Below are 12,414 nucleotides of genomic sequence, written 5' to 3'. Positions count from 1 at the left end.
GGCAGCCACCGACCGTTAACGGGTCGGGCCGTGCACGACCGCATGCGTATCCGGGAGGATCCCGTCCCAGGCGTACCACCGCTCGTTGTTCTGCCCGGGCGCCGGATCCCACGGATTACGCAGCAGCACCCGCCGGCGCGCCACGTCCACGGCGAGCAGGGTGTAGGCGTGCGCCGCGACGAGTCCGCCGGGCCGGGTTCGACGCCGGGTGGTCACGATCACCACCTCGCCGTCGGCGAGGAGCTCCCCGAGGGCGGGAACGGTCGCCTCGTGGGCGGCGAACACGTGCGCCGATCGCCCGGTGAGCGTCCGCAGGGCCGTCGCCGCATTTCCGAATTCGATGGCGGGATAGCCGCCGTGCAGCCGGGCGTAGGCCTTCTCGTACAGCGCCGGCCACAGCTCCGGCCGTCCCGCCGCGTCGTCGCCGTCCATCGCGACCTCCTCGTACCCAGCCGCACGCGACCGGGAGGTGCCCGGCGCCCGCGGCCCGGGTGCCTCGTCCTCCGATCGCCCGTACGGCGGCTGGACCCGACGAGCGGGCAGGCTGGCCGTGACGGTGACGCCCACGCCGGCGCCGGCCGGTCCGCGGGGGTGCATGATGATCGTGACAGTACCGTTGGGGTTGGCCCGCAGCCGCTCCGCGAGTAGTCCGGGATCCTGGCGGGCGATGCCGATCAGCGCCGCGACGAGGTAGCAGTCGGCGACGCCGCCCTGCCCCACATCGCTCGGGCTGATCCCGTCACGCACCGTCGGGTCGCCGGTGCGGTCGACCGCCACGACCTCGCCGGGGCGTCCGCGGACGACAGGGTAGCCGGGTTCGAGCCATGGGAAGGCCAGCAGGACGTCTCCGATCATGGCCGAGGAGGCCCCGGCGATCAGGGCGTCGGTGAGGTCGGCCAGCGCCGGCAGGTAACCAAGGATGCCGGGGCTCGGATTTTCGATCACCCGGGCGGCCACCGCGGCAAGGACCGCCAGAGGCCGGCCGCGCAGCCGGGAGATGACCGCCTGGCGCATCGCCGCGGACAGGCCAGCCAGCCGAACGCTGATCGCCGTCAGATCATTGACGGTCACCGTCGCCGGATCCGTGCCGATGCGGGCGACCAGCTCGGCCGCGGCGAAACGCGCCATCCGCCGGTCGATGCCGCGCGCCATGGCCGGCGCTCCGACAGCGACCGCGTGCAGTCCGAACCCGACGGGGTCGTCCCGTCCGGACGAGCCAGCCAGACCGAGCAGGCCAGCCGGAGCGGACGGTTTGCGCTCCCCGAACAGGCAGTGCGGATCGGACCAGTCCACGCCGCCGAACGGATCGGGCAGCCGGCTCAACCGTCCCCCGTCCGCGGCGACGGCTCGGGCCAGGGCGGCCGACCGGTCGCCCGCCGCCCGCAGGCGGTCGGACAGGACGCCCAGCAGGACCGGATCGAACAGAACGGTTTCGTCAATCGGGACCTTCACGGCGGGCCTGCCCCCAGCGTCGCCGGCATCGCCGGAGCCTCCGATAGCCCCGGGCAGGTCCTCCCTCCCCCCGGCATCGCCCTCGACGCCACCGGTGGCCAGTCCGTGCGCCAGCATCCACACCCGTGGGTCGTTCCCGACGCCGCCGGACGCGTCGAACCGGCGCAGCCGGGCGAGCTCGTCGGCGGATACCACGGCAGCCGCGCCTAGACCGAGGCGCAAGGCGTGGGCACGCTCGTCGTACCGCTCGGCGAGCCAGTCGAGCAGCCCGGCCCGATCGCGCAGCACCCCGGCGCCGACGTCAAGCGCCCGCTGCCAGTCGTCCAGCCGGGCGGCGCACCGGATCCGCCACGGTGACCGCCATGCCCGCGGGGTGTCGGCGGCACGCGCACCGGCCAGCACCCCGGCCACCTCCGGGACGAGTCGGCGCAGCCGGGCGGCGCACTCGCGCAGCTCGCCCGCGGCCGCGGCGAGGGCCGCGACATCACGGGGTGTACCAAGGTCTGCTCGCATCGGGCACGCCATCCGGCTCGCTGGCGACGGGATGATCAAAGCGTAACCCGACGGGTCCCCCTCGCCGCGTCGGCTCGGCCACCCGCGACCGCGGGCGCTCGTCCGCGTTAGGGTTTTGATCATTTGGCCGCAGGGACCACGGCCTCCGCGACCCTGCCGCCAAGAACACCGAGAACGCCAAGAACACCAAGAACACCGAGAACTGGGAGGGCATGTGACCGAGGCCGTTGTCGTCGCCGCAACCCGATCACCGATCGGGCGGGCGTTCAAGGGTTCGCTGCGGGGGATGCGGGCCGACGACCTCGCGGCCATCATCGTCCGGGCAGCCCTGGACCAGGTTCCGGCCCTCAACCCGGCCGACATCGACGATCTCATCCTCGGTTGCGGGCTACCCGGAGGCGAACAGGGACACAACATCAGCCGCGTCGTCGCCGTCAGCCTCGGGTTCGACACCGTTCCCGGCACGACGGTCTCCCGGTACTGCGCATCCTCCCTGCAGGCTCTGCGGATGGCTGCGCACGCCGTGCGCGCGGGAGAGGGTGACGCGTTCATCGCCGCCGGGGTGGAGGTCGTCAGCGGCTTCGTCAGGGGCAACAGCGACAGCCTGCCGGACACCCAGAACCCGCGCTACTGCGAGGCCCAGGCCCGTACGGCGGCCCGTGCCCAGGCGGGGTCCGCGCCCTGGACGAATCCCCGGGCGGCCGGCGAGCTGCCCGACGTCTACATCGCCATGGGGCAGACCGCCGAGAACGTGGCCCAGCTCGCGGGTGTGAGCCGCCTCGAACAGGACGAGTACGCCTGCCGCTCGCAGAACCTGACGGAGCGGGCCGTCGCGGACGGCTTCTTCAAGCGGGAGATCATTCCGGTGCCGCTGCCCGACGGCGGGGTGATCGACAGCGACGACAGTCCCCGGCCGGGAACCACGATGCGGGCGCTGGCCGCTCTCAGGCCGGTGTTCCGCCCGGACGGTACCGTCACGGCCGGCAACGCCTGCCCGCTCAACGACGGAGCCGCCGCGGTCATCGTCATGAGCGACACCAGGGCCCGCGAGCTCGGCATCACCCCGCTGGCCCGGATCGTCTCCACCGGCGTCAGCGCACTGTCACCGGAGATCATGGGCCTGGCCCCGGTNGAGGCGTCCCGGCGGGCCCTGGCCCGGGCGGGGATGACGATCGACGACGTCGACCTGGTAGAGCTGAACGAGGCGTTCGCGGCGCAGGTCATCCCGACCTACCGGGCGCTCGGGCTCGACGTCGCGAAGCTGAATGTGCACGGTGGCGCGATCGCGCTCGGTCACCCGTTCGGGATGACCGGCGCCCGGCTACTCACCACCCTGCTGAACGGACTACGCACCACCGACACGACCATCGGCCTGGAGACAATGTGCGTCGGCGGCGGGCAGGGCATGGCGCTGGTCGTCGAGCGGCTGTCCTGAACCGGGAGTTCGCGACCTTTCGGGCTTCGGGTCTGCCGCGACCGACGCTCCGTGCTAGGCAGAAAGAGCACGCGCATGCGATCGGTCACCGGAGCATCCAGGCAGAGCAGACCGGATCGCCCGGCAGGGAGGTCGACCATCATGATGTTCGCATCCGTCGGAGAGAGGTTCGTCGTCCACGGCCGCACGGTGGGCAGCCCGGAACGACACGGGACCGTGGTCGAGGTACGCGGCGAGGACGGAGGCCCGCCGTTCGTCGTGCGTTGGGATGACGGGCACGAGGGACTCTTCTTCCCGAGCTACGACTCGCTCGTCGAACTCCGACCGTCACGGGAGTCCGCGGGCGTCTGACCCCGGGCACGTCCGACCCCGGAGAGGATGGCGACGGTAGCCGAGCCCGGGGAGCCAGGCCCGGGGCGTGTTGATCGCCTGAAACATTTTCCGGCGAAATCGGCTGCCCCGGGGCCTTCAGGCGGTGTGACCTGCTGCGCTATACAGCAGGGACACAGCCGTCGGACCGACAGGTAACGCGCGTCGATCCGGAGGCAACGCGGATAACTCCGGAGCGTGACCGATGTCGACGCCTTCCCCCTCCACCGACGATCCAGCCGATCATCCCGGCCGGCCCGAACACCGGTCGGAGCCAGGCCGCACCTCGGAACCGGAGCACGGGTCGGGCCCGGACCGCCGGTCCGGGCCATCGGCGGCACTCGCCCGTATGGTCAGTACGGTCAGTCGGCGCTCGGGCATCGTCGCCGTCGTGGCGCTGCTCGTCACCGCCGCCCTGGGGTTCGGAACCACCCGGCTGGAATTCACCACCGGCCAGGACAACTATCTGAACCCCGACTCCCAGGTCGCCCGGGACAACGTCGCCTACCAGTCCCTCTTCGGCGGCCAGGCGATGGTCACGCTGTTCACCCTGGACAAGGGCGAACGACTCGAGGACCTATTCACCAAGCGCAACATCAGCCAGTTCCGGGAGTTGCAGGCCAGCCTCGACGCCGATGACCGGATCGAATCGGTGATCACCCCGCTCACGGCGCTGGAGTTCACGAACAACCTGGTCACGAGCCCGGACGGCAATCCCGTCAACAGCCCCGCCGGGAAGATCCTGCTCGGTGCCCAGCGCCGCGATCCGGATCCGGTCTCCGCCCAGCGGCGCCTCGCCGACTCCGTCACGACACTGCGGCGGATGCAGGCGATCCCGGTGGCCGAGCGGGTCTACGACAACCCGGCCTGGGTCTCCTTCCTGCTCCGCGACAACACGGGTGCCATCCGTAAGTCGATCAAGCCGTTCTTCCCGACCGAATCCACCAGCCAGATGGTCACCCGACTGCGGGGCAACGCCTCCCTCACGACCGAGGGCCAGGCCGCGACCCTGGCCGAGAAGGCCGCGTCCGAACGCATGTTCGATAATGCGACAACGATGTCGACCGGGGCGCCCGCGCTGCTGCGCGACCTCAACGACTACCTGCGCGGCGGGTTCGTCACCCTCGGGGGCATCTCCCTGGCACTGATGGCCGGCCTGCTGCTCGTCGCCTTCGCGGTGCGCTGGCGGCTGCTCCCGCTCGGCGTCGTCGCCGTCGGCCTCATCTGGGCGTTCGGCCTCGCCGGCTACGCGGGTGTCCCGCTGTCGGTGGTGACCATCTCCGGTCTGCCGGTGCTGCTCGGCGTCGGCATCGACTTCGCCGTCCAGCTCCACAGCCGGGTGGAGGAGGAGGCCCAACTGGCCCGGGCCGGCCATCCCGTCACCGCGGCCCTGGCCGGGCTGCTGCCCGCGCTGAGTGTCGCCACCGTCGCCGCGGTGCTGTCCTTCCTCGCGCTGGAGTTCAGCGACGTCCCGATGATCCGGGACTTCGGCACGCTGCTCGCCCTGGGCCTGCCGGTGATCGTCATCGCCACGATCCTGTTCCTCACCGCCTCGTTGGGCCTGCGGGAACGTCGCCGGCCGACCCCCCCGAAGGACTACACCCACGGCCCGCTGGGTCGGACGGTGATCACCCTGGGGTCCCTGCCACGGATCACCGCGCTCCCGCTCGTCGCCGTGTCCGTCGCGGTCTTCGCCGTCGGGATCGTCACCGACGGCACACTGAAGATCCAGACCGATCCGGAGAAATGGGTCGACCAGCAGGGTCAGGTCATCAAGAACATCAACACGCTGCGCGCGAGCACCGGATCCGCCAGCGAGCTGGGCATCTACGTCCAGTCACCGAACGTCTTCGACGACGCCACCGTCGCCTTCCTCGCCGAGTTCGCGAACACCCGGCTCGCGAAGGACCCGGCCGACCTGCTGACCGCGTCGAGCCTCGTCACGACCATCAGCTTCATGATGGAGGTGCCGAACACGACGGTCGTCCTGCCGACGGGTCAGGACGTCCGGCTCGGCTACGCCGCGGCACCGCCCGACCTCCAGCGCGCCACGGTGAACCTGGCCCACAACGCGCTCAACCTCGTCTTCCGTACCGGATCGGGCTCGTTGGAACGGCAGGCCGCAATCGTCGACGACATCCGGGACACGGTCCATCCGCCGCAAGGGGTACGCGCCACCCCGTCGGGCCTCGTCGTGGTCGGCACCGGGCTGCTGGAGAACTTCACGAAGAACCGGACCCAGCTGACCTACTTCGCGCTGGTCGGCGTCCTGCTCATGCTGCTGGTCTGGCACCGCAGCATCGTCCGGGCGGTCCTGTCGCTGGTGCCGGTGCTGATCGCGGTCGGGCTCAGCTCCATGATCGCCTGGCTGGTCGGCGTCGATCTCAGCCCGCTCACCGCGGTCGGCGGCCCGCTCGTCATCGCGCTGGGCAGCGAGTTCACCACCCTGCTCGTGCTTCGCCACCTGGAAGAGCGTCGACGCGGCCTGACGCCGAAGGAGGCCGTCGACCAGACCGCGGCCCGCACCGGACGCGCCTTCGTGGTCTCCGCGCTCGCCGCCGTGATCGGGGTCGCCGTCCTGGCCTTCAGCTCCCTACCGCTGCTGCGTGACTTCGGTCTGCTGGTCGCCCTCAACGTCGCCATCGCCCTGCTGTCCGCGCTGGTCGTCCTCCCACCCCTGTTGATCTGGGCGGACGAACGCGGCTGGGTGCACCAGCCGCGCCAGGACGACCCGGGCCCGGCGGTCGACAGAACCGGACCGGGTCTTCGTCAACACGGCGACATGTGGGACGCTCAAGAAACCCGTTCCAAGGCCGGCGCATCACGGCCGCGGCCGATGGCGGGTGGAAACCGGGACGAGACATCCGCCGTATAGGCTCGGCAGCCGCCCGAGCGTCGAAGGAGAGGGCATGAGTTTCGAGTTCAAGGTCGCGGATCTCGCACTGGCCGAGTTCGGCCGCAAGGAGATCCGGCTTGCCGAGCACGAGATGCCCGGCCTCATGGCCACCCGGGCGGAATACGCGGCCAGCCAGCCCCTCAGGGGCGCCCGCATCATGGGCTCCCTGCACATGACAATTCAGACCGCGGTGCTGATCGAGACCTTGGTAGCGCTCGGCGCCGACGTCCGTTGGGTCTCCTGCAACATCTTCTCCACCCAGGACCACGCGGCCGCCGCCGTCGTCGTCGGGCCGAACGGCAGCAAGGACGACCCGCGGGGCGTGCCGGTCTTCGCCTGGAAGGGCGAGACCCTCGAGGAGTACTGGTGGTGCACGGACCAGGCGCTGGCCTGGCCGGACGGCGGCACCCCGAACATGATCCTCGACGACGGCGGCGACGCGACCCTGCTCGTCCACAAGGGCGCCCAGTTCGAGGCGGCCGGCGCGGTCCCCGCGACGGACGCCGCGGACGGCGAGGAGTACGCGATCGTCCTGGAGACCCTGCGCCGCACCATCGCGCAGAAGCCGGGTCGGTGGACCGAGACCGCGAAGAACATCAAGGGCGTCACCGAGGAGACCACGACCGGCGTGCACCGTCTCTATGAGATGGCGAAGGCCGGCACGCTGGCATTCCCGGCGATCAACGTCAACGACTCGGTGACGAAGTCGAAGTTCGACAACAAGTACGGCTGCCGCCACTCCGTCATCGACGGTCTCAACCGCGCCACCGACGTGCTCATCGGCGGCAAGGTCGCCGTGGTGTGCGGCTACGGTGACGTCGGCAAGGGCTGTGCGGACGCGCTGCGCGGCCAGGGAGCCCGGGTGATCGTCACCGAGATCGACCCGATCTGCGCCCTGCAGGCCGCGATGGACGGTTTCCAGGTCACCACCCTGGAGGACGTCGTCGCGACGGCGGACATCTTCGTCACCACGACCGGCAACTTCAACATCATCCATGCCGAGCACATGGCTGCGATGAAGCACCAGGCGATCGTGTCGAACATCGGGCACTTCGACAACGAGATCGACATGGCCGGCCTGGCCAGGACCCCCGGCATCGAGAAGATCAACATCAAGCCGCAGGTCGACGAGTGGGTGTTCCCGGACGGCCACTCGATCATCGTGTTGGCCGAGGGCCGGCTGATGAACCTCGGTTGCGCCACCGGACATCCGAGCTTCGTGATGTCGAACAGCTTCACCAACCAGGTGATCGCGCAGATCGAGCTGTTCACGAAGACCGAAAACTACCCCGTCGGGGTATACGTGCTGCCCAAGCACCTCGACGAGAAGGTCGCCCGGCTGCACCTCGACGCGCTGGGCGTGAGGCTCACCCAGCTGACCAAGCAGCAGGCGGACTACATCGGCGTGCCCGTCGAGGGTCCGTACAAGGCCGACCACTACCGCTACTGATCGGTCCGGTCCTCTCGCGCCGATTCCGGTTAATCCGATTAATCCGATCCACCGGATTCGGCGCTTCGACCTGAATCGGCGCTTCGCCGGCCGGGATCGGTCAGCGTCTCCTGGACGACCAGCAAACCGACGTCCACGACGGGTCGCTCAGGTCGTCCAGGCTGTACCAGCCGGCCGGCAGGTAGGTCCCCCAGGTCGCCGACGGGACGTCGGCGCTCGCCCGGTCCGGTACCGCGGGCCTGCGCACACCGAAGGTCGCGTCGCCGCCGGGGCAGCTCAGGTGCCCGAACCTGAAGATCGGCTCGCCGGCCTCCTCACCCCGGCCGGGACCGGTCCGGCACAGCGATGCCGTGGCCGGCGGCCACAACGAGGCGACATGGACGTAGAAACCGGCGTCGAGATACGTCGCGGGTCTGTTCGGCTCTCCGGCCGCCGCCGGCACACCGACCTCCGTCGCCTGCCCGCCCGGGCAGCTCGCCCAGGTCGCTCCACCGGCCTGCGCGGCGCCCGCGTTCACCAGAGCCAGGATGCCGCTCACCGCGAGGGTCGCCCCGGCGGTGGTCAGAGTGGCCAGGGTGGTCCGGGTCGCGCCGCCGCGCCGGCCCGCCCGCCGGGAACCGCGCCGCGCGGGACGACACCCTCCGGACGCAGCCGCTTCCGGTGCTCCCGGCGCTCCGGAGGATAACGGCCGTCCGACTCGTCGCGGGGAAGATACGGCATACCGCATTGAATGCCTCCTTCTCGAGCCCGGCTGCGGGTCGATCATGCGGTAGAAGGATACAGGCGCTAGAACGATACAGGCGGTAGAACCATATAGGCGGCATCGAAACACGGGCTCCGCCGCCCGGTCCGCGGTTCCCGCAAACATCCGCAAAAAACAGTCAGTATGCCCCTCGATACCGAGGGTTGACGAGGCGTCGAAGGGATGGCGGCTCGCGGCGGCGTCGGCTGTCCGTGCCTGGGGCGCACCACCGAACCGGGTCGGGCCCCTGTCAGGGATCCAGCGGGAGGGTTTCCACTCACCATATGTCCGGGCATACCGCCCCGATGCGGACCTCTCCGCAGCAGCCCGGCACTATGGCCATGCTGGTACTCCGGCTGGAAACTATGACTGTAGCGGTCAACCGACCTGATGACCCCATGAACAGGAAGCGGCCCGGAATCGTGATTTCCCAGACGAGGATCTGTCGCGGCGACACACGTGGGAAGGAGAGCCGGTAGCGATGGCNCCGNCCTTGTACCCGCCGGCCCGCTTCCGTCCGGTGCGGAACACGACCGGAGTGATGATCCAACCCACCCGAGGCCTCATCCCGCACGTCCAGGTGGGCGGCGGCTCCCTGTTCGGCTGGTTCGACAACCCCGCCAGCCAGGTCAGCTCACACCTGTGGCTGTCGAGGAGCGGCGACTTCGAGCAGTACGTTCCTTTCGACCGGAGGGCCTGGGCCCAGGCGGCAGGAAATCCATACTGGATCTCCTGCGAATGCGAAGGGTACGAGACCGAGGACTACACACCCCTACAAATCATCCGGCTCGGCGAGCTCTTTCAGTGGGGGATGCGGGAGTTCGGATGGCAGGAAGAGATCACCGACTCTCCCGCCGGTTACGGTATCGGTACCCACCGGATGGGCGGCCAGGCGTGGGGGGGCCACAATTGCCCGGGTGACATCCGGGCCAACCGACGCCGGGACATCCTCGCCGCCGCGCGGCATAACGGAGTCGGCGCAGCCGCCGATCCCCGGCACCGTTACGACGACCGTCCGACCCTGCGGGAGGGATCGCGTGGTCCGGACGTCGTGGAGCTCCAGAACGCCCTGAACATCATCTTTGGCCATGAGGCCCCCACCGGTGATCCCAACCGGATAACGCCGGATGGCGTGTACGGGCCACGGACCACTGCCCGGGTGGCCTCCCTACAGCGCTACGCCGCGCCGTGGTTCGGCCGCATCCCGGACGACGGGGTCTGCGGGCCCAACACCTGGCGTAAGATCGGTTACCTCCTCACCGGGATGAACCGCCGGGTCTGACCCACAGACCGGGCCCGGCCGCTCCCCCGCACCGGGCGCTCCCGCTCACCGGGCGGTCGTGACCCGGCGGGCCAGCTCGGCGCCGGCCCTCCGCAGCCACCGGAGCGGCTCGGCCATCGCCATGGCCGGCCCCCCGGCGAGATCGACGAGGGCGATCTCGGCCCGGACCCCCTCCGGTCGGGGGGCGTCAACCCGCCCAGCCACCAGGAGCACGGGCACCTCGGCGTCCCGCGCCAGCGCGAGGACTCCGCCGACCACCTTGCCGGACAACGAGGTGCGGTCGAACCTGCCCTCGCCGGTCACCACCCAGTCGGCGCCGGCAAGGGCCGCCGGCAGGCCCGCCGCCTGGATGATCGTCGGCAGGCCGGGGACCACCTCGGCTCCCCAGGCCGCGGCGAGGCCGTAGGCGGTGCCGCCGGCAGCCCCGGCTCCCGCGGCGTCGGGAGCACCACCCAACAGGTGGGCGAGCCTGCGCAGCCCCTCCTCCAGCCGGGTGATGTCCGCGGGTCCGGCACCCTTCTGCGGCCCGAATACGGCGGCGGCGCCGGCAGGGCCCAGCAGGGGCGCGTCGACGTCGACGAGACAGTACGCTCCCCCGGCCGGCGCCGGCCGCAACCCGGTCAGATCGATGTGCGCGAGCGACGTGAGGGCGCCGCCGCCGACGGCCAACGGCCGGCCGGCCGCGTCGAGGAACCGGGCACCCAACGCGGCGAGGGCACCGGTACCACCGTCGGTCGAGGCGGAACCGCCCAAAGTGATGAGAACGCGGTCGACTCCGGCGTCGATCGCGGCGGCGACCAACTCGCCGAGGCCCACGGTCTGCGCGCCCAACGGATCGAGTTCCCGCATCAGCGGCAACCCGCTCGCCCTCGCCAGTTCGATCACTGCGGTGCCATCGGGCAGCGACAGCCATTCGGCGTCGTGGCCCCGCCCGTCCGGACCAGTCACCCGTGCCGGGTGCCGCTCCGACCCGGGTACGCCGACGGCGAAGACGTCGAGGGTGCCCTCGCCACCGTCGGCGATCGGTACTCCCACGACCTGATCGCGGGGCCGCTCGGAGCGCCAGCCCGCGCCCAGCGCCGCGACCACCTCGGCCGCGGTCGCCGATCCCTTGAACGAGTCGGGTGCGAGGACCACCCGCGCGGGCCGGTGGGGGGACGGTACCCCCGTCATCGGAGCGTCACCGGCCGTCGGAGCGTCACCGGCCGTCGGAGCGTCACCGGCCGTCGAGACATCCCGCGTCGGCGAGCCACGCATCGATGCCGGCGAGGGCCGCCGTCCGCACCTCGATCGGCGCGGCTCCGGATTCCACCGAGCTGCGGGCGCAGGCGGCCAGTTCCTCGTCGGTCAGGCCCAGCGCCGATCGGCACAGCTCGTACTCCTCCAGACAGGTGGGCCCGAACAGCAGCGGGTCGTCGGCGTTGATCGAGCATCGCACCCCGGCCCGCAGCAGGGCCGGAAGCGGATGTTCGGCCATCGACGGGACGACCGAGAGCAGCAGGTTGGACGTCGGGCAGACATCGAGGCAGGTCCCTCGTTCGAGGAGGGTGTCGACGAGTCGGGGATCCTCCATGGCGCGGATACCGTGCTGGAGACGATCGGCATCCAGGGTCTCGATGGCGCCACGCACCGACGCGGGACCGTCGAGTTCCCCGGCGTGGGGGGTCGAGAGCAACCCGCCGTCGCGCGCAATCCGGAACGCCGCCATGAACGGCTCCGGCGGCCAGCCGTTCTCGTCGTTGTGCAGCCCTAGGCCGACGATGCCCCGATCGGCGTAACGCAGGGCCAACCGGGCCACGGAGACGGCCTGTTCGGGGGAGTCGAAGACCCGGTCGACGGCCGCCATCCAGCGGACGGTCACCCCGTACCGCGCGCCGACCTGATCCGATCGGGCCAGCACCGTCTCCCAGGCGGCCTCCGCGCTCCCGAAGACGCCTAGATGAACGTACGGCCAGAAGCTGGGTTCGAGGTAGGTGACGCCCTCATCCGCGGCATCGATGATCATTTCGTCGACGAGACGTTCGAAGTCCTCGGGCCGGCGGAAGACCGGCAGGATGCCGGCGATCACTTCGCTGAAGCCCCCGAACTCGGTAAACCCCGTGGTGCGGGGAGTCGGAACGCCCGCNGCGGCGGCCAGGTCGGCCAGTGTCGACGGCCGCATCCCCAGCTCGAAATGCAGATGCAGATGGCCCTTGGGCAGCGAACGCAGATCCCGCATCACAGTCCTTCCTCCGTGGCCGCGCGGCCGGCGGTCTCCCCATCCCGTGGGGACAAC

At 70.6% G+C, this 12,414-nt stretch carries 9 protein-coding genes; 5 read left to right on the top strand and 4 right to left on the bottom strand.

Going from position 1 to position 12,414, the window contains the following annotated elements:
- Positions 1–15: 15 nt before the first annotated feature.
- Positions 16–1,965, bottom strand: a complete 1,950-nt coding sequence (locus tag ALLO2_RS01145; RefSeq protein WP_023840015.1) for a C2 family cysteine protease — start codon at positions 1,963–1,965, stop codon at positions 16–18.
- Positions 1,966–2,179: 214 nt separating this feature from the next.
- On the opposite strand from ALLO2_RS01145, the gene ALLO2_RS01135 reads away from it, so the two are divergent.
- From ALLO2_RS01135 to ahcY, 4 genes are all read left to right on the top strand, one after another.
- Positions 2,180–3,400, top strand: coding sequence for an acetyl-CoA C-acetyltransferase (locus tag ALLO2_RS01135; RefSeq protein WP_011438805.1), 1,221 nt, complete (start codon positions 2,180–2,182; stop codon positions 3,398–3,400).
- 144 nt (positions 3,401–3,544) lie between these two features.
- Positions 3,545–3,751 (top strand): DUF1918 domain-containing protein, encoded by a 207-nt coding sequence (locus tag ALLO2_RS01130; RefSeq protein ID WP_035729341.1) that lies wholly within the window; start codon positions 3,545–3,547, stop codon positions 3,749–3,751.
- Positions 3,752–4,118: 367 nt separating this feature from the next.
- Positions 4,119–6,644, top strand: a complete 2,526-nt coding sequence (locus ALLO2_RS01125; protein WP_108913675.1) for an RND family transporter — start codon at positions 4,119–4,121, stop codon at positions 6,642–6,644.
- A 34-nt stretch (positions 6,645–6,678) separates the two neighbouring features.
- Positions 6,679–8,115, top strand: a complete 1,437-nt coding sequence (gene ahcY, locus ALLO2_RS01120; protein WP_023840013.1) for an adenosylhomocysteinase — start codon at positions 6,679–6,681, stop codon at positions 8,113–8,115.
- Positions 8,116–8,215: 100 nt separating this feature from the next.
- On the opposite strand, the gene ALLO2_RS01115 is transcribed toward ahcY, so the two are convergent.
- Positions 8,216–8,653, bottom strand: coding sequence for a hypothetical protein (locus ALLO2_RS01115; protein WP_232234815.1), 438 nt, complete (start codon positions 8,651–8,653; stop codon positions 8,216–8,218).
- Positions 8,654–9,338: 685 nt separating this feature from the next.
- On the opposite strand from ALLO2_RS01115, the gene ALLO2_RS01110 reads away from it, so the two are divergent.
- Positions 9,339–10,139 (top strand): N-acetylmuramoyl-L-alanine amidase, encoded by an 801-nt coding sequence (locus ALLO2_RS01110; RefSeq protein ID WP_035729075.1) that lies wholly within the window; start codon positions 9,339–9,341, stop codon positions 10,137–10,139.
- Between the two features lie 45 nt (positions 10,140–10,184).
- Here ALLO2_RS01110 and ALLO2_RS01105 read toward each other — a convergent pair whose 3' ends face one another.
- Positions 10,185–11,312: a glycerate kinase gene (locus ALLO2_RS01105; RefSeq protein WP_011438811.1), complete on the bottom strand. Its 1,128-nt coding sequence runs from the start codon at positions 11,310–11,312 to the stop codon at positions 10,185–10,187.
- A 43-nt stretch (positions 11,313–11,355) separates the two neighbouring features.
- On the bottom strand, positions 11,356–12,357 hold the full coding sequence (gene add, locus ALLO2_RS01100) for an adenosine deaminase (protein ID WP_011438812.1): 1,002 nt from the start codon (positions 12,355–12,357) through the stop codon (positions 11,356–11,358).
- Positions 12,358–12,414: the final 57 nt, after the last annotated feature.

The sequence above is a fragment of the Frankia sp. Allo2 genome, assembly GCF_000733325.1.
GTDB lineage: Bacteria > Actinomycetota > Actinomycetes > Frankiales > Frankiaceae > Frankia > Frankia casuarinae.
The sequence above is the reverse complement of the archived record's forward strand: the minus strand, read 5'-3'. Positions and strand labels throughout refer to the sequence as shown.

Coding starts and splice junctions, on each gene's coding strand:
- ALLO2_RS01145 (WP_023840015.1), bottom strand. CDS start 1,965: ATGCGAGCAGACCTTGGTACACCCCGTGATGTCGCGGCCCTCGCCGCG.
- ALLO2_RS01130 (WP_035729341.1), top strand. CDS start 3,545: ATGTTCGCATCCGTCGGAGAGAGGTTCGTCGTCCACGGCCGCACGGTG.
- ALLO2_RS01125 (WP_108913675.1), top strand. CDS start 4,119: ATGGTCAGTACGGTCAGTCGGCGCTCGGGCATCGTCGCCGTCGTGGCG.
- ahcY (WP_023840013.1), top strand. CDS start 6,679: ATGAGTTTCGAGTTCAAGGTCGCGGATCTCGCACTGGCCGAGTTCGGC.
- ALLO2_RS01105 (WP_011438811.1), bottom strand. CDS start 11,312: ATGACGGGGGTACCGTCCCCCCACCGGCCCGCGCGGGTGGTCCTCGCA.